The sequence below is a fragment of the Pseudomonas sp. W17 genome, assembly GCF_040268305.1.
Lineage (GTDB): Bacteria > Pseudomonadota > Gammaproteobacteria > Pseudomonadales > Pseudomonadaceae > Aquipseudomonas > Aquipseudomonas protegens.
The window spans coordinates 5,220,458-5,240,217 of sequence record NZ_CP158490.1 but is presented as its reverse complement, the minus strand read 5'-3'; the positions used below and the strand labels follow the sequence as shown (position 1 = coordinate 5,240,217).

17 protein-coding genes are annotated in these 19,760 nt (G+C 62.5%); 11 read left to right on the top strand and 6 right to left on the bottom strand.

Translation table 11 applies throughout. The annotated features are described in order from the left end of the window. The first annotated feature begins 16 nt into the window (after positions 1-16). The 3 genes from pap (at position 17) to ABCR88_RS23855 (ending at position 3,934) form a co-directional block, all read left to right on the top strand. Complete coding sequence (gene pap, locus ABCR88_RS23865) at positions 17-1,540, top strand: polyphosphate:AMP phosphotransferase (protein ID WP_072450650.1); 1,524 nt, start codon at positions 17-19, stop codon at positions 1,538-1,540. Positions 1,541-1,642: 102 nt separating this feature from the next. After that, positions 1,643-2,827 (top strand): thiolase family protein, encoded by a 1,185-nt coding sequence (locus tag ABCR88_RS23860; protein WP_053153170.1) that lies wholly within the window; start codon positions 1,643-1,645, stop codon positions 2,825-2,827. 147 nt (positions 2,828-2,974) lie between these two features. Continuing rightward, positions 2,975-3,934: a DMT family transporter gene (locus ABCR88_RS23855; RefSeq protein WP_350403622.1), complete on the top strand. Its 960-nt coding sequence runs from the start codon at positions 2,975-2,977 to the stop codon at positions 3,932-3,934. Between the two features lie 73 nt (positions 3,935-4,007). Here ABCR88_RS23855 and ABCR88_RS23850 read toward each other — a convergent pair whose 3' ends face one another. Beyond that, on the bottom strand, positions 4,008-5,402 hold the full coding sequence (locus ABCR88_RS23850; protein WP_350403621.1) for a class II fumarate hydratase: 1,395 nt from the start codon (positions 5,400-5,402) through the stop codon (positions 4,008-4,010). Between the two features lie 193 nt (positions 5,403-5,595). On the opposite strand from ABCR88_RS23850, the gene ABCR88_RS23845 reads away from it, so the two are divergent. The 7 genes from ABCR88_RS23845 (at position 5,596) to ABCR88_RS23815 (ending at position 13,417) form a co-directional block, all read left to right on the top strand. After that, positions 5,596-6,111, top strand: coding sequence for a DUF2059 domain-containing protein (locus tag ABCR88_RS23845; protein ID WP_015636579.1), 516 nt, complete (start codon positions 5,596-5,598; stop codon positions 6,109-6,111). Positions 6,112-6,123: 12 nt separating this feature from the next. Then, on the top strand, positions 6,124-6,423 hold the full coding sequence (locus ABCR88_RS23840) for a BolA family protein (RefSeq protein WP_011062596.1): 300 nt from the start codon (positions 6,124-6,126) through the stop codon (positions 6,421-6,423). Between the two features lie 102 nt (positions 6,424-6,525). Next, positions 6,526-7,467 (top strand): rhodanese-related sulfurtransferase, encoded by a 942-nt coding sequence (locus ABCR88_RS23835; protein ID WP_011062595.1) that lies wholly within the window; start codon positions 6,526-6,528, stop codon positions 7,465-7,467. 36 nt (positions 7,468-7,503) lie between these two features. Continuing rightward, positions 7,504-8,106: a DsbA family protein gene (locus ABCR88_RS23830; protein ID WP_169892285.1), complete on the top strand. Its 603-nt coding sequence runs from the start codon at positions 7,504-7,506 to the stop codon at positions 8,104-8,106. 31 nt (positions 8,107-8,137) lie between these two features. Next, entirely contained in the window at positions 8,138-9,919 is a 1,782-nt protein-coding gene (locus tag ABCR88_RS23825; protein WP_169892275.1) for an ABC transporter ATP-binding protein, read from the top strand. Between the two features lie 208 nt (positions 9,920-10,127). Next, positions 10,128-12,587, top strand: coding sequence for an EAL domain-containing protein (locus ABCR88_RS23820; protein WP_041119425.1), 2,460 nt, complete (start codon positions 10,128-10,130; stop codon positions 12,585-12,587). Positions 12,588-12,631: 44 nt separating this feature from the next. Then, positions 12,632-13,417, top strand: coding sequence for an iron-containing redox enzyme family protein (locus ABCR88_RS23815; protein WP_015636578.1), 786 nt, complete (start codon positions 12,632-12,634; stop codon positions 13,415-13,417). Between the two features lie 96 nt (positions 13,418-13,513). Here ABCR88_RS23815 and ABCR88_RS23810 read toward each other — a convergent pair whose 3' ends face one another. The 5 genes from ABCR88_RS23810 to ABCR88_RS23790 all read right to left on the bottom strand — a co-directional run bounded on the left by ABCR88_RS23810 (position 13,514) and on the right by ABCR88_RS23790 (position 18,374). Further along, positions 13,514-14,440: a GGDEF domain-containing protein gene (locus tag ABCR88_RS23810; protein WP_041119424.1), complete on the bottom strand. Its 927-nt coding sequence runs from the start codon at positions 14,438-14,440 to the stop codon at positions 13,514-13,516. Positions 14,441-14,809: 369 nt separating this feature from the next. After that, entirely contained in the window at positions 14,810-15,550 is a 741-nt protein-coding gene (locus ABCR88_RS23805; protein ID WP_015636577.1) for a YciK family oxidoreductase, read from the bottom strand. A 56-nt stretch (positions 15,551-15,606) separates the two neighbouring features. Beyond that, positions 15,607-16,278, bottom strand: a complete 672-nt coding sequence (gene mupP, locus ABCR88_RS23800) for an N-acetylmuramic acid 6-phosphate phosphatase MupP (protein WP_232641677.1) — start codon at positions 16,276-16,278, stop codon at positions 15,607-15,609. A 3-nt stretch (positions 16,279-16,281) separates the two neighbouring features. Next, complete coding sequence (gene ubiG, locus ABCR88_RS23795) at positions 16,282-16,980, bottom strand: bifunctional 2-polyprenyl-6-hydroxyphenol methylase/3-demethylubiquinol 3-O-methyltransferase UbiG (RefSeq protein WP_232641676.1); 699 nt, start codon at positions 16,978-16,980, stop codon at positions 16,282-16,284. Between the two features lie 62 nt (positions 16,981-17,042). Then, complete coding sequence (locus tag ABCR88_RS23790; RefSeq protein WP_350023080.1) at positions 17,043-18,374, bottom strand: TRZ/ATZ family hydrolase; 1,332 nt, start codon at positions 18,372-18,374, stop codon at positions 17,043-17,045. Between the two features lie 109 nt (positions 18,375-18,483). Between ABCR88_RS23790 and mtnA the strand changes: the two genes are divergently transcribed. Beyond that, entirely contained in the window at positions 18,484-19,560 is a 1,077-nt protein-coding gene (gene mtnA / locus ABCR88_RS23785; RefSeq protein WP_350023079.1) for an S-methyl-5-thioribose-1-phosphate isomerase, read from the top strand. Positions 19,561-19,760: the final 200 nt, after the last annotated feature.

The following is a 19,760-nucleotide window of genomic DNA, read 5'->3' as shown; positions in this document are numbered from 1 at the left end:
TGGAAGGGAGCCACCCATGTTCGAATCCGCTGAAATCGGTCACGCCATCGACAAAGAAACCTACGATGCCGAGGTGCCGGCGTTGCGCGAGGCCTTGCTCGAAGCCCAGTTCGAACTGCGCCAGAAGGCGAACTTTCCGGTGATCGTGCTGATCAACGGGATCGAGGGCGCGGGCAAGGGCGAGACGGTCAAGCTGCTCAACGAATGGATGGACCCGCGGCTGATCGAGGTGCGCACCTTCGACCAGCAGACCGACGAGGAACTGTCGCGGCCACCGGCCTGGCGCTACTGGCGGATGCTTCCGGCCAAGGGGCGCATGGGGGTGTTCTTCGGCAACTGGTACAGCCAGATGCTGCAGAGCCGGGTCCATGGCGAGATCAAGGACCCACGCCTGGACCAGGCGATCAACGGCGCCGAGCGCCTGGAGAAGATGCTCTGCGATGAGGGCGCACTGATCTTCAAGTTCTGGTTCCACCTGTCCAAGAAACAGATGAAGGCCCGCCTCAAGGCGTTGCAGGACGACCCGCTGCACAGCTGGCGCATCAGCCCGCTGGACTGGCAGCAGTCAGAAACCTACGACAAGTTCGTCAAGTACGGCGAGCGCGTGCTGCGCCGCACCAGCCGCGACTATGCGCCCTGGCACGTGATCGAGGGCGTCGATCCGCATTACCGCAGCCTTACCGTGGGGCGGATTCTCCTGGAAGGGCTGCAGAGCGCGCTGAACCGCCAGCCGCTGCGAGCGACCCAGGTCAACGCGGCGCCGTTGCCTCCGGCGGTGGATCAGCTCAGCCTGCTGGACAGCCTGGACATGACCCAGCACCTGGACAAGGACGACTACGAAGAACAACTGATTACCGAACAGGCGCGCCTGGCCGGCCTGCTGCGGGACAAGCGCATGCGCAAGCACGCCCTGGTGGCGGTGTTCGAAGGCAACGACGCGGCGGGCAAGGGCGGGGCCATCCGCCGGGTCGCGGCGGCCCTGGACCCGCGCCAGTACAGCATCGTGCCGATTGCCGCGCCCACGGAAGAGGAGCGCGCCCAGCCCTATCTCTGGCGTTTCTGGCGGCATATCCCGGCCCGGGGCAAGTTCACCATCTTCGATCGTTCCTGGTACGGCCGGGTGCTGGTGGAGCGCATCGAGGGCTTCTGCAGCCCCGCTGATTGGTTGCGGGCCTACAGCGAGATCAACGACTTCGAGGAGCAGTTGGCCGATGCCCGGGTGATCGTGGTCAAGTTCTGGCTGGCCATCGACAAGGATACCCAGCTGGAGCGCTTCCAGGCCCGGGAGGAGATTCCCTTCAAGCGTTTCAAGATCACCGAGGACGATTGGCGCAACCGCGACAAGTGGGACGATTACCGCGCTGCCGTCGGCGACATGGTCGACCGCACCAGCACCGAGGTGTCGCCCTGGACTCTGGTGGAGGCCAACGACAAGCGCTGGGCCCGGGTCAAGGTTCTGCGCACCATCAACCGCGCCCTGGAAGCCGCGTTCGAGCGCTCGGACAAGCACGACAAGAAAGACAAGAAAGACAAGAAGTAGGTCGATGGTCGCGCATACGCCCAGTGAATGATTGTCGCGGCGGGACAGGAGGGGGATCTATGCTCGATGCTCTTCCTGCCGCCAACAACAATGAGGTGCGTCATGCGTGAAGTGGTGATCGTCGACAGCGTACGGACTGGCCTGGCCAAGTCCTTTAGGGGCAAGTTCAACCAGACCCGTCCGGATGACATGGCCGCCCACTGCGTCAATGCGCTGCTCGCCCGCAACGGCATCGACCCGGCCAGTGTCGAGGACTGCATCGTCGGCGCTGGCTCCAATGAAGGGGCCCAGGGTTTCAACATAGGGCGCAACGTCGCGGTGCTCTCGGCCCTGGGCACCGGTACCGCGGGGATGACCCTCAACCGCTTCTGCTCCTCGGGCCTGCAGGCGATCGCCATCGCCGCCAACCAGATCGCCTCCGGCTGCAGCGACATCATCGTGGCCGGTGGCGTCGAATCCATCAGCCTGACCATGAAGAGCGTCAACACCGAAAACCTGGTCAACCCCCTGCTCAAGGATCAGGTACCGGGCATCTACTTCCCCATGGGCCAGACCGCCGAAGTGGTGGCCCGGCGCTACAGTGTCAGCCGCGAAGCCCAGGACCGCTACTCCCTGCAAAGCCAGCAGCGTACCGCCCAGGCCCAGGCCGCCGGCCTTTTCAGCGACGAGATCGTGCCGATGACGGTCAAGTACAAGGTCGAGGACAAGAGCACCGGTGAGGTGCAGATCCTTGATGGCGTGGTGGACCGCGACGATTGCAACCGCCCCGACACCACCCTGGAAAACCTAGCGGCGTTGAAGCCGGTGTTTGCCGACGACGGTTCGGTGACGGCGGGCAATTCCTCGCAGCTGTCCGACGGTGCTTCGATGACCCTGGTGATGAGCCTGGAGCGGGCCCTGGCCCTGGGGCTCAAGCCCAAGGCATTCTTCCGCGGCTTTACCGTGGCCGGCTGCGAGCCGGACGAGATGGGTATCGGCCCGGTGTTCTCGGTGCCCAAGTTGCTCAAGGCCAAGGGCCTGAGCGTGGCTGACATCGATCTTTGGGAGCTCAATGAAGCGTTCGCTTCCCAGTGCCTGTATGCCCGCGACCGCCTGGAGATCGACAACGCCCGTTACAACGTCAATGGCGGCTCGATCTCCATCGGCCACCCGTTCGGCATGACCGGCTCGCGTCAGGTCGGGCATCTGGTGCGCGAGCTGCAGCGGCGCAACCTGCGCTATGGCATCGTCACCATGTGCGTGGGTGGCGGCATGGGGGCCACGGGGTTGTTCGAGGCGGTACGCTAGGTTTCGTCTCGTCGGCAAGCCGGCTCCCGTGGGGCCGGTTTGCGACCTGCACAATCCTGTTTGCGCTTTGTCGCCAACTGTCTCTGTGTCGGCTGCCGGCGCGGGCCTAGTATGTGAGCCTTGCTCGTAAGGCCTTGTGGGGTTCGCATGCACGTCTCGTCCGGTCGCTGGGTCTATGGTCTGTTCCTGGCCTTATTGACCGCGCTGTTGTGGGGCATCCTGCCCATCAAGCTCAAGCAGGTACTGCAAGTGATGGACCCGGTCACCGTGACCTGGTTTCGCCTGACGGTGTCCGGTGGCTGCCTGCTGGCCTACCTGGCGGCGGTGGGGCGCCTGCCGCGCTGGCGAGTGCTGGGGCCCAAGGGTATCTGGCTGGTGCCGATCTCGGTCTGTGGCCTGGTAGGCAATTACGTGCTGTACCTCATGGGCCTCAATCTGTTGAGCCCGGGCACCGCGCAACTGGTGGTGCAGATGGGACCGATCCTGTTGCTGATCGCCAGTGTGTTTGTGTTCAAGGAGCGGTTCAGCCTGGGGCAGGGCCTGGGGCTTCTGGTGCTGCTGATCGGCTTTGGGCTGTTCTTCAATCAACGGCTGACCGAGCTGCTGACCTCGCTCAGTGACTACACCGCCGGCGTTCTGACCATTCTCGCCGCCTCCGCAGTCTGGACCTTCTATGCCCTGGGCCAGAAGCAGCTGTTGAGCGTGTGGAATTCCTTGCAGGTGATGATGGTGATCTACCTGTTCTGCGCCTTGCTGCTGACGCCCTGGGTACACCCGCTGGAAGCCCTGGAGCTGAGCCCCCTGCAAGGCTGGTTGTTGCTCGCCTGTTGCCTGAATACCCTGATCGCCTACGGTGCCTTTGCCGAGGCCCTGGCGCATTGGGAGGCGTCGCGGGTCAGCGCGACCCTGGCCATTACGCCGCTGGTGACCTTTGTCGCGGTGGCTTGGGCAGCCTGGCTCTGGCCCGAGTATGTGCAGGCCGAGCAGATCAATGGTCTGGGCTATGGCGGGGCGCTGCTGGTGGTGCTGGGGTCGGCGCTGACGGCACTGGGTCCGTCGTTGATGGCGGGGTTGCGGGCGCGGCGGCAGCGGATCGCGGCGAGCTGAGCTTCGCTGGCGAGCCAGCTCCTGCAGTCGGGTTGTGGCAGGAGCTGGCTTGCCAGCGAAGGCGACTGCGGTCTTACCCCCGCTTCCCGGCCTCTAGCATGTTTTCTGGGCGCACCCAGGCATCGAACTGTTCATCGGTCAGGTACCCGAGTTCCAGCGCCGCCTCGCGCAAGGTCAGGTTCTGGGCATAGGCCTTCTTGGCGATCTCGGCGGCCTTGTCGTAGCCGATATGGGTATTGAGCGCGGTCACCAGCATCAGCCCGCGCTCCAGGTGCGCGGCCATCTGTTGCGGGTCGGGCTCCAGACCGGCGATGCAATGGTGCTGGAAGTTGCTGCAGCCATCGGCCAGCAGGCGGATCGATTGCAGCAGGTTGTGGATGATCACCGGCTTGAACACGTTCAGTTGCAGGTGGCCCTGACTGGCGGCAAAGCCGATGGTCACATCGTTGCCCATGACCTGGCAGGCCAGCATCGACAGGGCTTCGCACTGGGTCGGGTTGACCTTGCCGGGCATGATCGAGCTGCCGGGCTCGTTGGCGGGGAGCTTGACCTCGGCCAGGCCCGCCCGTGGCCCGGAGCCCAGCAGGCGCAGGTCGTTGGCAATTTTCATCAGGCACACGGCGAGGGTTTTCAGGGCACCGGAAAGGCTGGTCAGCGGTTCATGGCCGGCCAGGGCGGCGAACTTGTTCGATGCCGTGACGAAGGGCAGGCCCGAGAGCGCCGCCAACTCGGCGGCGATGGCCTCGCCGAAACCGTGGGGTGAGTTGAGCCCGGTGCCTACCGCGGTGCCGCCCTGGGCCAGTTCGCAGACGGCCGGCAAAGCGCTGCGGATGGCGCGCTCGGCGTACCCCAGTTGGGCGATGAAGGCCGAGATTTCCTGGCCGAAGGTGATGGGGGTGGCGTCCATCATGTGGGTGCGACCGGTCTTCACCAGCTTCATGTGCCGCGCCGACAGCTCGGCCAGGCCGCCGGAGAGCTCGGTGATCGCTGGCAGCAACTGGAACTGCACCGCCTGGGCCGCCGCAATGTGCATGGCAGTGGGGAAGCAGTCGTTGGAGCTCTGCGAGCGATTGACGTGGTCATTGGGGTGCACCGGCGTCTTGCCGCCCCGAGGGTTGCCGGCCAGCTCGTTGGCCCGTCCAGCCAGCACTTCGTTGACGTTCATGTTGCTTTGGGTACCGCTGCCGGTCTGCCACACCACCAGAGGGAACTGGTCGTCATGCTCGCCCGCGAGCACTTCGTCGGCGGCCTGTTCGATCAGGCGGGCGATATCGGCAGGGATGTCGCCGTTGCGGTCGTTGACCCGCGCCGCGGCTTTCTTGATCAGGGCCAGGGCATGCAGCACCGCCAAGGGCATGCGTTCGTTGCCGATGGCGAAGTTGACCAGCGAACGTTGGGTCTGCGCGCCCCAGTAGGCTTCTTGCGGGACTTCAACCTGGCCCAGGCTGTCGGTTTCGATTCGGTTCATCGTGGCAATCCTCCTAGTCTGACAGGCCAGTTTAGGCCGTGATCCGCGGCTCGGGTTCCATGCCGGGGGGTTTTCCCCGCCATGGCCGAGCAAAACCGGGGGCCGGTCGGCGTGGGGTTGAGGGACGCGGATTAATAGGCGCAGAATGGGCGCCCTTGGGGTTCTACCTCGCCTGCTAGATAAAGGAAACTCGATGACCCGTTTTCGTGCCATCTGTACCGCGGTTGTTCTGGTGTGTGCCAGCGGCCAGGTTCTTGCCGATACCGCCAGCCACAACGCCAGTGCCGAGGCCTTCCTGACCCTGGCCCATGCGGACAAGCTCGGTACCCCGGTGTACATGCAAGTTCAGCAAATGTTCGCCCAGCGCTTCGAGCAGACCAAAGCCCCGGAATCCAAGCGTGCCCTGCTGGAAACCTACCAGGCCAAGGCCAATGCCGCCCTGGACCAGGCCATTGGCTGGAACAAGCTGAAGCCGGACATGGTCAAGCTCTACACCAGCAATTTCAGCGAATCGGAGCTCAAGGAACTGGTGGCTTTCTATCAGTCGCCACTGGGCAAGAAAGTCCTGGAAAAAATGCCCCAGCTGACCCAGCAATCGGCGCAGATGACCCAGGCCAAGCTGGAAAGCGCGGTACCGGTGGTGAACAAGCTGCTGGCCGACATGACCGCCGAGCTCGAGCCCAAGGCTGCCCCGGCGAAGAAGAAGTAAGCGGAGCCCGCAATGACCATGCAACAACGTATCGAAGCGGCGCTCGGGGCATTGCAGCCCGAGCACCTGCAAGTGCTGGATGAAAGCCACATGCACAGCCGTGGCCTGGAAACCCACTTCAAGGCGGTACTGGTCAGCGAGCAGTTCGCCGGCCTCAACAGCGTCAAGCGCCATCAGAAGGTCTACGCCACCCTGGGTGAGCTGATGGGCCAGTTCCATGCGTTGGCGCTGCACACTTATACGCCTGAGGAATGGTCGAAGATCGGTGTGGCTCCGGCTTCGCCGACCTGTGCCGGTGGCAGTCAGCATTAACCGCGGTTTTTTTGTTAGAATCCGCAACGCGCCGCTTATGCCGGCGCGTTTTTTTTTGCATCCGGTTCACCCTTTACGAGGGTAGCCACCTGGAGATTACCCATGGCACAACCTATTGTCGTGGCGGCACTGTACAAGTTCGTCACCCTCGAAGATTACGTCAACCTGCGTGAGCCCCTGTTGCAGGCAATGCTCGACAACGGCATCAAGGGCACCTTGCTGATTGCCGAAGAAGGCATCAACGGCACGGTTTCCGGCAGCCGCGAAGGCATCGACGGGCTGCTGGCCTGGCTGAAGAACGACCCGCGCATGGTGGATATCGATCACAAGGAATCCTACTGCGACGAGCAGCCGTTCTACCGCACCAAGGTCAAGCTCAAGAAAGAGATCGTTACCCTGGGCGTGCCCGGCGTCGATCCCAACAAGAAGGTCGGGACCTACGTCGAGCCACAGGACTGGAACGCCCTGATCAGCGATCCGGAAGTGCTGCTGATCGATACCCGCAACGACTATGAAGTGTCCATTGGCACCTTCGAAGGCGCCATCGACCCCAAGACCACCAGCTTCCGCGAATTCCCGGACTACATCAAAGCCCACTTCGACCCGAGCAAGCACAAGAAGGTGGCGATGTTCTGCACCGGCGGCATCCGTTGCGAGAAGGCCTCGAGCTACATGCTCAGCGAAGGCTTCGACGAGGTGTTCCACCTCAAGGGCGGGATCCTCAAGTACCTCGAAGAGGTACCGCAGCAAGAGAGCAAATGGCAGGGCGACTGCTTCGTGTTCGATAACCGGGTCACCGTGCGCCACGACCTGAGCGAAGGCGACTACGATCAATGTCATGCCTGCCGTACTCCAGTGAGCGTCGAGGATCGTGCATCCGAGCACTATGTGCCTGGTATCAGCTGCCCGCACTGCTGGGACAAGCTGAGCGAGAAGACCCGCCGCAGTGCCATCGACCGGCAGAAGCAGATCGAATTGGCCAAGGCTCGCAACATGCCGCACCCGATTGGTTACAACTACAAGCAATCTTCTTCCGAGGCTTGAGCCATGTCTGCCCGCCTGCTCTATGTGATGGACCCGATGTGTTCATGGTGCTGGGGCTTTGCGCCCGTGGCCCAGGCCCTGGCGGAGCAGGCCCGGGCCGCCGGGGTCGAGGTGCACCTGGTGGTGGGGGGCTTGCGTACCGGTAGCGGTGCGGCCCTGGAACCCAATACCCGGCGCTACATCCTCGAGCACTGGCAGGCGGTGCACCAGGCCACCGGCCAACCGTTCGGCTTCGAGGGCGCCTTGCCCGATGGCTTTGTCTATGACACCGAACCGGCCTGTCGCGCCATCGTCACCGCACGTGGCCTGGCGGCGGACTGCGCCTGGACCCTGCTGGGGCTGATCCAGCAGGCGTTCTATGTCGAAGGCCGGGATGTCACCCTGGCCAGTGTGCTGGTGGAGCTGGCGGAGCGGGCAGGGGTGCCGCGCATCGAATTCGCCGAGGCCTTCGACCGGGCCGAGCAGCATGTGGCTACCGCGGCGGACTTCACCTGGGTCCAGGACCTGGGAATCGCCGGCTTTCCTACCTTGCTGGCCGAGCGTAATGGCCAGTTGGCATTGCTGACCAACGGCTATCAGCCGCTGAGCGAGCTGTCCCCTCTGTTGGGGCGCTGGCTGGAGCGCGCCGCCTGTGCCTGAACCGGTGGATTCAAGCGTCAGCGGTAAGCCGATCGATCGCCTGAGCTGGGCGCATATCCGTCGCCTGGCTCTTGAGCACAAGAAATCTCTGTGGATCGCCAACGGCGTCGCCGTGCTGGCGACCCTGTGCAGTGTGCCGATCCCGCTGCTGCTGCCCTTGCTGGTGGATGAGGTGCTGTTGGGGCACGGCGATGCCGCTCTGCAGGTGATGAACCGCTTCCTGCCCCAGGGATGGCAGAGTGCCGCTGGCTATATCGGCCTGATGCTCATGGTGACGCTGATCCTGCGCTGCTCGGCGCTGGTGTTCAACGTGATTCAGGCGCGGCTGTTTGCCGGGCTGGCCAAGGACATCGTCTACCGCATCCGCGTGCGGCTGATCGAGCGGCTCAAGCGCATTTCCCTGGGGGAATACGAAAGCCTGGGGGGCGGTACGGTCACCACTCACCTGGTCACCGACCTGGACACGGTGGACAAGTTCGTCGGTGAGACCCTCAGCCGCTTCCTGGTGGCCATGCTGACCCTGGTGGGCACGGCGGGCATCCTGATGTGGATGCACTGGAAACTGGCGTTGCTGATCCTGCTGTTCAACCCGCTGGTGATCTTCGCCACGGTGCAGTTGGGCAAGCGGGTCAAGCACCTGAAGAAGCTGGAAAACGACAGCACTTCGCGCTTTACCCAGGCCCTGACCGAGACCTTGGAGGCTATCCAGGAAATTCGCGCGAGCAATCGCCAGGGCTACTTTCTCGGGCGCCTGGGGCGGCGTGCCGAGGAAGTGCGGGACTACGCTGTGGCCTCGCAATGGAAAAGCGATGCCTCGGGCCGCGCCAGCGGGCTGCTGTTCCAGTTCGGCATCGATATCTTCCGTGCGGCGGCGATGCTGACCGTGTTGTTCTCCGACCTGTCCATCGGCCAGATGCTGGCGGTATTCAGTTACCTGTGGTTCATGATCGGGCCGGTGGAACAGTTGCTGAACCTGCAATACGCCTACTACGCCGCGGGCGGCGCGCTGACCCGGATCAACGAGCTGCTGGCGCGGGCCGACGAACCGCAGTACGGCCCAGGTGCGGATCCGTTCGTGGGGCGCGAGACCGTCGGCATCGAGGTCCGCGGCTTGAGCTTCGGCTACGGTGACGAGCGGGTGCTGGACAATATGGACCTGTCCATCGCTCCCGGTGAAAAGGTAGCCATTGTCGGTGCCAGCGGTGGCGGCAAGAGCACCCTGGTGCAGTTGCTGCTGGGGCTGTACACACCGCAGACCGGGGTGATCCGCTTTGGTGGTTCGACCCAGCAGGAAATCGGTCTGGAGACGGTGCGGGAGAACGTGGCGGTGGTGTTGCAACATCCCGCACTGTTCAACGACACCATCCGCGCCAACCTGGCCATGGGGCGCGAGCGCAGTGACGAAGCCTGCTGGCAGGCCCTGGAAATTGCCCAGTTGGACGCTACCGTCAGGGCCTTGCCGCAGGGGCTGGACAGCGTGGTGGGGCGTTCCGGCGTGCGTTTGTCCGGGGGCCAGCGTCAGCGCCTGGCGATTGCGCGGATGGTTCTGGCCGAGCCCAAGGTGGTGATCCTCGATGAGGCCACTTCCGCCTTGGATGCCGCCACCGAGTACAACCTGCACCAGGCCTTGACGCGTTTTCTGCGTGGGCGGACTACGCTGATCATTGCCCATCGTTTGTCAGCGGTAAAACAGGCGGACCGGGTTTTGGTGTTCGATGGCGGGCAGATTGCCGAAGATGGCGACCATCAGCAGCTGATTGCCGATGGCGGCCTTTACGCCAAGCTGTACGGGCATTTGCAGCAGGTTCGATAGCCTTGAGTTTTATCCGTCTTTCTGTGCTTAGTGCTTGAATTTCCTGGTGGAACAACCGTTTCGACTTTAGTGCGGCGGCCCGTTTCTCCAGCCAGCCTGCGTCAACGGCGGTCTGCCCTGCGCCGGTTTTGTGGAAATTGGCCTAACCTGTGCTGTCTGAGGCGCAACTACTGGGTGTTCATTTGGCTGTGCGCAAGCAAGGACCCTCATGAAGCAAAAGCGGACTTTCACAACGCCGCGCTTGTTGGGCATCGTCTGGCCCTTCATCGCGGTGGTGTTATTTCAAGCGCTGTTGGGCGGCCTCAGCCTGTACGTACTGTCGGCGGTACGGGGCTACGTGGCAGGTGAAAGCTTGTGGTCCAAGGGCCAGAAAGACGCCATCTACTACCTCAATCTGTATGCCGACAGCCGCGACGAAGGCACTTTCCTCAAGTACCAGAACGCAATTGCCGTGCCCCAGGGCGGGCATGAGTTGCGGGTTGCCCTGGATCACCAGCCACCGGATCTGGAGGCCGCACGCCTGGGCATCCTCAAGGGCGGCAATCACCCGGACGATGTCTCCAGCCTGATCTGGCTGTACCTCAACTTCCGTCATTTCAGCTACCTGGAAAAGGCCATCGATCTGTGGACCGTGGGGGACGGATACCTGTTGCAACTGGACACCGTGGCCCGGGAGATGCACCAGAGGATCGGCAGCAACAGCGCCAGCGAAGGCGACGTGCAGCGCTGGAAGAGTCAGATTTTCGCCATCAATGACGGCGTCACTCCCGCTGCCAAGGCCTTCAGCGATGCTTTGGGCGAGGGTTCGCGGGTGATCTTGCGGCTGTTGCTGGTGACCAACCTGGCAACCGCGCTGGTGCTGATTGCCCTGGCCCTGCTGCGCACGCACAAACTGCTGGCCCAGCGCCATGCCTTTGCCGACGCCCTGCAACTGGAAAAGGAGCGGGCGCAGATCACCCTGCAGTCCATCGGCGACGGGGTGATCACCACCGACGTCGAAGGTGCCATCGCCTACATGAACCCGGCGGCAGAGGACCTGACTCGCTGGAAGGCCGAGCAGGCAGTGGGGTTGCCCCTGGCAGCCTTGTTCAACCTGCTGGATGAAAATGCCCAGGCTGACGGTTTTACCCTGATCGAGCACATCCTCAGCGGTCAGCTCAGCGGCGGCAGCGAGCATTCCAAACTGATCCAGCGCCTGGACGGCAGCACGGTCTCGGTGACCCTGGTGGGGGCGCCGATCCGCAATGCCGGCAAGGTCAGCGGCACGGTGCTGGTGCTGCACGACATGACCCAGGAGCGGCAATACATCGCCAACCTCTCCTGGCAGGCGACCCATGACGCCCTGACCGGCCTGGCCAATCGCCGGGAGTTCGAGTTCCGCCTGGAGCAGGCCCTGCACAGCCTGATTCGCCAGCCGGCACGGCATGCGCTGATGTTCCTCGATCTGGATCAGTTCAAGCTGGTCAATGACACCTGTGGCCATGCTGCCGGGGACGAGCTGCTGCGGCATATCTGCGCGCTGCTGCAGTCGGGCCTGCGCGAAGGCGACACCCTGGCACGGCTGGGTGGGGATGAGTTCGGCATCCTCCTGGAGAATTGTTCGCCAGAGGCCGCGGAGAAGATTGCCGAGGGGCTGCGCCAGACCGTGCAGAATCTGCATTTCGTCTGGAAAGGCCGGCCCTTCGTGACCACCGTGAGTATCGGCCTGGTGCACATCGCCCAGACCCCGACCACCCTCGAAGCCTCGCTGAGAGCGGCGGACATGGCCTGCTACATGGCCAAGGAAAAGGGGCGTAACCGGGTGCAGGTCTACCATGCCGACGATTCCGAGCTGTCGCTGCGCTTTGGCGAGATGGCCTGGGTCCAGCGTCTGCACATGGCGCTGGAGGAAAACCGCTTCTGCCTCTATTCGCAGGAGATAACCGCCCTGGGGCATGTCGAACGTGGCGGCGGGCATGTGGAGATTCTGTTGCGCCTGCATGACGAGGCGGGCCGGATGATTCTGCCGGACAGCTTCATTCCGGCAGCGGAGCGCTACGGCCTGATGACCTCTCTGGACCGTTGGGTGGTACAGAACGTATTCAAGATCATTGCCCAATGCATTGCCGAAGGCCGTGAAGGGCCAATGGCAATGTGCGCCATCAACCTGTCGGGTATCACCATCGGTGATGATGCGTTTCTCGACTTCTTGCGCGAGCAGTTTGTCGTCTATGGCGTACCGCCAAAGTTGATCTGTTTTGAAATTACTGAAACCAGTGCGATTGCCAATTTGGGCAGTGCCATTCGTTTCATAAATGAACTCAAGGGCTTAGGCTGCCATTTTTCCCTGGATGACTTTTGTGCGGGAATGTCGTCGTTCGCTTATCTCAAACATTTGCCTGTAGACTTCCTCAAGATCGATGGAAGTTTCGTAAAGGATATGCTGGACGACCCGATTAACCGCGCCATGGTCGAAGTGATCAACCACATCGGGCATGTCATGGGTAAGCGCACGATTGCCGAGTTTGTTGAAACACCGCAGATCGAGCAGGCATTGCTTGAGATCGGCGTGGATTATGCTCAAGGCTACATTATTGAACGCCCGCAATTGTTCACCTGTGACAGCCTGCAGTGTCGACCCGTGAGACCACAGCCACTGTTGTTCAAGGCGCCCGGTACGTTCCGTTGAAACCTCTTTTGGATCCGTACATCACAATCAAAAGGAGCCCGACAGTGATCGACACATTCAGCCGAACCGGCCCGCTCATGGAAGCTGCCAGTTACCCCGCCTGGACCCAGCAATTGATCCAGGACTGCAGCGAGAGCAAGCGCCGCGTCGTGGAGCATGAGCTGTACCAGCGTATGCGCGATAACAAACTCAGTGCCAAAGTCATGCGTCAGTATCTGATTGGCGGCTGGCCGGTGGTTGAACAGTTCGCCCTGTACATGGCGCAAAACCTGACCAAGACCCGTTTTGCCCGCCATCCCGGCGAAGACATGGCGCGTCGCTGGCTGATGCGCAATATTCGGGTTGAGCTCAATCATGCCGATTACTGGGTGCACTGGAGCCGGGCCCATGGCGTGACCCTGGAAGATCTGCAGGCCCAGCAAGTACCGCCAGAGCTGCATGCCTTGAGCCATTGGTGCTGGCATACCAGTTCTGCCGATTCCCTGATCGTGGCCATTGCCGCCACCAACTACGCCATTGAAGGAGCGACGGGCGAGTGGTCGGCGCTGGTGTGTTCCAACGGCATCTATGCCGCGGCGTTCCCGGAAGAGGATCGCAAACGTGCCATGAAGTGGCTGAAGATGCATGCCCAGTACGACGACGCCCATCCCTGGGAAGCGCTGGAAATCATCGTCACCTTGGCAGGGCTGAACCCGAGCAAGGCCCTGCAGGTCGAGCTGCGTCAGGCCATCTGCAAGAGCTATGACTATATGTACCTGTTCCTGGAACGCTGCATGCAGCAGGAAAAGACTGCGGTGACCCGCGAGCGCCTGGCACTGGCCGAAGGCTGAGTCAGGGAATGTCGGGCGCTTCGATTGCCGCGCACGCTGGACGTGTGGGGTGATGAAGTTGCCCGTGCATCAACGGGGCAGGGCGCTACCTTGTGCTCAGCCCGCCATTGCCAGGCGGTTGCGCCCTTCGCGCTTGGCCACGTACAGCGCGCTGTCGGCGCGTCGCAACAGGCTTTCTGCGGATTCTCCCGGTAGCAGAGTCGAACACCCCAGGCTTACGGTAAGTTCGATCGGCTGACCATCGGCCCGGTAGTCCTGGGCCTGGGCGGCATGGCGCAGACGCTCGCCCACCATCGCCGCGGCTTCGCGCCCGGTGTTGGACAGCAGGATCAAGAACTCTTCCCCGCCAAAGCGAAACACCATGTCGACATTGCGTAATTGCCCCTTGATTGCCGCGGCAACGGCCTTGAGCACTTGATCGCCGGCGCTGTGGCCGTGGTTGTCGTTGATGCGCTTGAAGTGATCGATGTCCAGCATCAGCAGCGACAGTGGAAGCAGGTGACGACGGGCCATTTCGATTTCCCGTTGCAGGGTCTGGTCCATGGCGATGCGATTGCCGGTATCGGTCAGTGGATCCCGCAGGGCACTGCGAGTGGCGGCGCGATACAGCAGGGCATTGCGCATCGGGTACAGCAGGGTCGAGAGCAGCGATTCCAGGGAGCCCTGTTCTGATTCGCTGAAGCGCTGGTTGCGGCGAAAGACCAGCTCGCCCATCGGTTCGCCTTCGTGGCTCAGGCTGTAGCTGATGGAGTGATGGCCGCGCTGGCCGAACTCCAGGCGCAGGTCGCTCGGAGTGTGCTGGTACTGCAGGGCATCCAGAGGGACCAGGCGCTGAACCTCACGAAAGAACAGGCCCAGGATGCGTTGCGGTTCAAGGCTGGTCTGCAGCTGCAGGCTCAGTTGCTGGCGCAACTGGACGAGGCTGATGGGCTGCTTGATCAGTGGCGACTGCTGGCCAAAGCCCAGGCGTTGCAATTTGGCGCTATCGAAGTCAATTGCGTTGGTCTGGGTCGGTGTTTTCATCTGAGCTTGAGCCCCCTGAGCACTGTGTACGGTCTAACTGCCTGGGTGAGAGCGGCTCAGAGCTGCGCGTCATACTGTTCCATCAGTCCCGTAGGACAACGCGCATATTTTAGGCCGTCTCGCCTGTGGCTATAAAGCCCTCAGCGCAAGCCGTTTTCCACAGCGTCAATGCACTGTGTATTGAGTGTCGTTAGAGCGAAACTCGTGCCATTCGGTTCATATTAGGAAAACTTGTTTGGATTCAGCAGCTTGGGTTTCGGCGTAAAAAGGCTGTCGTCAAAAATGACATTTGTTTGGCTTGAAACCTACGCGGGGTAGGCGTTGCCGAGGCGTCGCGACGGTATTCCGTCGCGACGAACGGGAGGGGTATTACTGCGCGTCGAAGGCTTGACCGTTGATCCCGGTGCTGTCCGGCCCCATCAGGTACAGATAGACCGGCATGATTTCTTCCGGGGTCGGATTGTTGCTGGGGTTTTCTCCCGGGTAGGCCTGGGCCCGCATGCTGGTGCGGGTGGCGCCTGGGTTGATGCTGTTGGCCCGCACCGGGGCCACGGTGTCCAGCTCGTCGGCCAGGGTCTGCATCAAGCCTTCGGTGGCGAATTTCGACACGCCGTAGGCGCCCCAGTAAGCCCGGCCCTTGCGGCCAACGCTGCTGGAGGTGAAGACCACCGAAGCATCCTGGGACAGCTTGAGCAGGGGCAACAGGGTACTGGTAAGCATGAACATGGCGTTGACGTTGACCTGCATCACACGCATGAAGTTCTCCCCGGAGAGCTGCTCCAGAGGCGTGCGCGGGCCGATGATCGAGGCGTTGTGCAACAGGCCGTCGAGGTGGCCGAACTCGGTTTCGATCATGGCCGCCAGTTCGTCGTACTGGTGCGGCAGGGCGGTTTCCAGGTTGAACGGGATTACCGCCGGCTGCGGATGGCCGGCCGCCTCGATGGCGTCGTAGACCTCGGTCAGGTTGGCTTCGGTCTTGCCCAGCAGCAGCACGGTGGCGCCATGAGCGGCAAAGGTCTTGGCGGCGGCGGCGCCGATGCCACGACCGGCGCCGGTGACCAGAATGACCCGGTCCTTGAGCAGTTCTGGGCGAGCGGAATAATCAAACATAAAAGGCCTCAACAGAAATTGGATCGTCCCCGGCGCTTAGCCGGGCATGCCGCTGCTCAGCAGCTGCACAGCGCGTTGTCCAGAACCTGGCGCAGTTCCAGCGGGTGACTGACCACCACGTCGGCGCCCCAGTGCCGTGGGTTGTCGTCCGGATGGATATAGCCATAGGTCACCGCAGCGGTCCTGGTGCCCGCATCGCGGCCGGATTCGATATCGCGCAGGTCGTCGCCGACAAACAGCACACTGGATGGGGCCAGGTCGAGCATCTTGCACGCCAGGATCAGCGGTTCGGGGTCGGGCTTGCTGTTCTTCACGTGGTCAGGGCAGATCAGCAGTGCCGAGCGCTCGGCCAGCCCCAGTTGCTGCATGATCGGCTCGGCGAAGCGCAGTGGCTTGTTGGTGACCACGCCCCAGACCAGGTGGGCCTTTTCGATATCTGCCAGCAACTCGGCCATGCCATCGAAGAGCTTGCTGTGTACGGCGCAATGCTTGAGGTAGCGCTCGAGAAACTCCAGGCGCAGTTCCTCGAAGCCCGGGGATTCGGGGTCCATGGAGAAGGTCACTGCCACCATGGCGCGGGCGCCGCCGGAGATTTCGTCGCGAATGTGCTGGTCGGCGATGGGCGGCAGGCCGCGATCACGGCGCATGCCCTGGCACACAGCGATGAAGTCCGCAGCGGTATCGAGCAGGGTGCCATCCATGTCGAAGAGAACGGCTCTGATAGCCATGTCTTACTCCTCTCGCAGGGTCTGGATCATGTAGTTGACGTCCACGTCCTGGGCCAGCTTGTAGTGCTTGGTCAGCGGGTTGTAGGTCAGGCCGATAATGTCCTTGACCGTCAGGCCGGCAGAGCGGCTCCAGGCACCGAGCTCGGATGGGCGGATGAACTTCTTGAAGTCGTGGGTGCCACGCGGCAGCAGCTTCATGATGTATTCAGCGCCGATGATGGCGAACAGGTAGGCCTTGGGGTTGCGGTTGATGGTGGAGAAGAACACCTGGCCACCGGGCTTGACCATGCGGAAGCAGGCTCGAATCACCGACGAAGGGTCCGGCACGTGCTCGAGCATTTCCAGGCAGGTGACCACGTCGAACTGCTCGGGCATTTCCTCGGCCAGGGCCTCGGCAGTGATCTGCCGGTACTCGACGTTGACGCCGGATTCCAGCTGGTGCAGTTGCGCCACGGCCAGCGGGGCCTCGCCCATGTCGATGCCGGTCACGGTAGCGCCGCGCTGGGCCATGGCTTCGCTGAGGATGCCGCCGCCGCAACCGACGTCGAGGACTTTCTTGCCCGCCAGGCCGACCCGTTCGTCGATCCAGTTTACCCGTAGGGGGTTGATGTCGTGCAGGGGCTTGAACTCGCTTTCACGGTCCCACCAGCGATGGGCCAGGGCTTCGAATTTGGCGATTTCAGCGTGGTCGACGTTGCTCATGGGTAGTGCTCCAAAGCTAGAAAATTCTCTGTCGGGCCTCGAGCCTGTGCTCAAGGCCCGGGTTATAGGTGGTGGCCGCTGATGCGCCGGGCCCAGTCGCGGGCGGTAGCGCCCAGCTGATGCTCGTCCAGGCGGGTCAGGCGTCGGTCATCCAGCAGTTGCTTGCCGGCGACCCATACATGTTTCACGCAGTCTCGGCCGGTGGCGTAGATCAGTTGCGACACCGGGTCGTAAATCGGCTGCTGGGCCAGGCCGGACAGGTCGAAGGCTGTCAGGTCTGCGGCCTTGCCGATTTCCAGGGAGCCCACTTGGCTTTCCAGGCCCATGGCCCTGGCGCCGTTGAGGGTAGCCATGCGCAGTGCGCGATGGGCATCCAGGGCGGTAGCCGACCCGGCCACGGCCTTGGCCAGCAGCGCGGCGGCACGGGTTTCCCCCAGCAGGTCCAAGTCGTTGTTGCTGGCGGCGCCATCGGTGCCTACCGCCACGTTGACTCCGGCCTGCCACAGGCGTTCTACAGGGCAGAAGCCGCTGGCCAGTTTCAGGTTGGATTCCGGGCAGTGAATGACGCTGGTGTTGGTTTCTACCAGTAAAGCCAGGTCGTCATCGCTGATTTGGGTCATATGAACGGCCTGGAAGCGTGGTCCCAGCAGGCCCAGGCGAGCCAGGCGCGCCAGCGGTCGCTCACCGTGCTGTTCCACGGATTGCTGCACCTCGTGGGCGGTCTCATGCACATGCATGTGGATCGCAGCGTCGAGTTCTTCGGCAATGATCCGGATTTTTTCCAGGTTCTCGTCGCCAACGGTATAGGGGGCATGAGGGCCGAAGGTGATGTTGATCCGCGGATGGTGCTTGAGATCGCCGAACAGCTCTACGCCCTGGCGGATGGCTTCATCGGCATCGTGGGCACCGGGAATCGGGAAGTCGAGAATGGGGATGGCGACCTGTGCTCGCATGCCGCTGTTGTGCACCCGTTCACTGGCAACCTTCGGGAAGAAGTACATGTCCGAGAAACAGGTGATCCCACCCTTGATCTGCTCGGCGATGGCCAGGTCGGTGCCGTCGCGGACGAAGGCTTCATCCACCCACTTGGCTTCGGCGGGCCAGATGTGCTTTTCCAGCCAGGTCATCAGCGGCAGGTCATCGGCCAGGCCGCGAAACAGGGTCATGGCGGCGTGCCCGTGGGCGTTGATCAGGCCCGGGGTGAGCAGCGTGTCGGGCAGTTCGCGGATTTCCGTGGCGCGATACTTCAAGGCCTCGGCGCGTGGGCCGATGAACACGATGTGCCCGTCACGAATGCCCAGGCCGTGTTCCCTGAGGACGACGCCGGCCGGCTCCACCGGCACCAGCCAGGTCGGGAGCAGCAGCAGGTCGAGCGCAATGTCGCGGTTCGGCATCGAATATCGGTCCAGGGCTTTATATAAAAGGATGGCGAAGTATACCCGAGCGTCCTGGCAGGGGGATCGCTATAATCGGCGGCTTTTGTTCATGAGTGCGGGGTGAGGGATGCGCGATCGTCTGTTGGCTGCGGAGAAAGTCAGGGCCATTGAATGGCGGGATAGCACTCTGTACCTGCTCGATCAGCGGGCCTTGCCTTTCGAGGAGTCCTGGATTGCCTATGACAGCGCCGCTGGAGTGGCCGAGGCGATTCGCTCGATGGTGGTCTGTGGGGCGCCGGCCATTGGCATCAGCGCTGCCTACGGTCTGGTTCTGGCAGCACGTGGACGATTTGTCGCAGGTGGCGACTGGTTTACGGCGCTGGAAGAGGATTTTACCTTGCTGGCGGATGCCGCTCCTGCGGCGGTGAATTTGTCCTGGGCGCTCAATCGCATGCGCGAGCGCCTGGAGCGGGTCAGGGAGCATGCTGACCCGTTGCCAGCGCTGGAAGCTGAAGCCCTGGCCATTCATGAGAGCGATCGCGAAGCCAACCTGACCATGGCTCAGCTGGGGGTGGACCTGATCCGGCGGCATCAGGGCAACCCCCAGGCTCTGCTGACTCACAGCAATGCCGGCGCCCTGGCCACCGGAGGCTTCGGCACGGCCCTGGGGGTGATTCGCGCGGCCTGGCTGGAAGGTATGGTGGAGCGGGTCTACGCCGATGAAACCCGGCCCTGGTTGCAGGGTTCGCGCCTGACGGCCTGGGAGCTGGCCAGCGAAGGCATTCCGGTAACGGTAAATGTCGATGCAGCCGCCGCGCACATCATGAAGACCAAGGGCGTGACCTGGGTCGTGGTGGGGGCGGACCGCATCACTGCCAATGGCGATGTGGCGAACCAGATTGGCACTTACCAGCTGGCGGTCAATGCCATGCACCACGGTGTTCGCTTCATGGTGGTGGCGCCCAGTTCGAGCATCGACATGGGCCTTGCCAGCGGTGATGACATTCCCTTGGTAGAGCGGGCGGGCGAGGAGTTGCTGGAGATCGCGGGCAAGCGCATGGGGGAGGGGATAGAAGGCCTCAATCCGTTGTTCGATGTCACGCCAGCGGACCTGATCGATGCCATCGTCACCGAGAAGGGCGTTGTCGAGCGGCCGGACACGGCCAAGATGGCGCAATTGATGTGCCGCAAGCGCTTGCACTGACAAGTGTCCGGGCAAGTCGTTGGTGCCGGCTTCCCGGGAAGGCTGTCAGCTCAGTAAAAAGCGCTTAATTATGTGCGAATTTGGCCTCTGAGCCCCTCTCGTCTCTTATCAGGCTGTCACCGGTCAACTAACTATGCTCCATGCGCGTCAGGGGGATAGGTGCGTGGCGGCGATTGTGATAACATCCGGCGGTTTCCAAG

Excerpts from the sequence above, each read along its gene's own strand:
- pap (WP_072450650.1), top strand. The coding sequence starts at position 17 with ATGTTCGAATCCGCTGAAATCGGTCACGCCATCGACAAAGAAACCTAC.
- ABCR88_RS23860 (WP_053153170.1), top strand. The coding sequence starts at position 1,643 with ATGCGTGAAGTGGTGATCGTCGACAGCGTACGGACTGGCCTGGCCAAG.
- ABCR88_RS23855 (WP_350403622.1), top strand. The coding sequence starts at position 2,975 with ATGCACGTCTCGTCCGGTCGCTGGGTCTATGGTCTGTTCCTGGCCTTA.
- ABCR88_RS23850 (WP_350403621.1), bottom strand. The coding sequence starts at position 5,402 with ATGAACCGAATCGAAACCGACAGCCTGGGCCAGGTTGAAGTCCCGCAA.
- ABCR88_RS23845 (WP_015636579.1), top strand. The coding sequence starts at position 5,596 with ATGACCCGTTTTCGTGCCATCTGTACCGCGGTTGTTCTGGTGTGTGCC.
- ABCR88_RS23840 (WP_011062596.1), top strand. The coding sequence starts at position 6,124 with ATGACCATGCAACAACGTATCGAAGCGGCGCTCGGGGCATTGCAGCCC.
- ABCR88_RS23835 (WP_011062595.1), top strand. The coding sequence starts at position 6,526 with ATGGCACAACCTATTGTCGTGGCGGCACTGTACAAGTTCGTCACCCTC.
- ABCR88_RS23830 (WP_169892285.1), top strand. The coding sequence starts at position 7,504 with ATGTGTTCATGGTGCTGGGGCTTTGCGCCCGTGGCCCAGGCCCTGGCG.
- ABCR88_RS23820 (WP_041119425.1), top strand. The coding sequence starts at position 10,128 with ATGAAGCAAAAGCGGACTTTCACAACGCCGCGCTTGTTGGGCATCGTC.
- ABCR88_RS23810 (WP_041119424.1), bottom strand. The coding sequence starts at position 14,440 with ATGAAAACACCGACCCAGACCAACGCAATTGACTTCGATAGCGCCAAA.
- ABCR88_RS23805 (WP_015636577.1), bottom strand. The coding sequence starts at position 15,550 with ATGTTTGATTATTCCGCTCGCCCAGAACTGCTCAAGGACCGGGTCATT.
- mupP (WP_232641677.1), bottom strand. The coding sequence starts at position 16,278 with ATGGCTATCAGAGCCGTTCTCTTCGACATGGATGGCACCCTGCTCGAT.
- ubiG (WP_232641676.1), bottom strand. The coding sequence starts at position 16,980 with ATGAGCAACGTCGACCACGCTGAAATCGCCAAATTCGAAGCCCTGGCC.
- ABCR88_RS23790 (WP_350023080.1), bottom strand. The coding sequence starts at position 18,374 with ATGCCGAACCGCGACATTGCGCTCGACCTGCTGCTGCTCCCGACCTGG.
- mtnA (WP_350023079.1), top strand. The coding sequence starts at position 18,484 with ATGCGCGATCGTCTGTTGGCTGCGGAGAAAGTCAGGGCCATTGAATGG.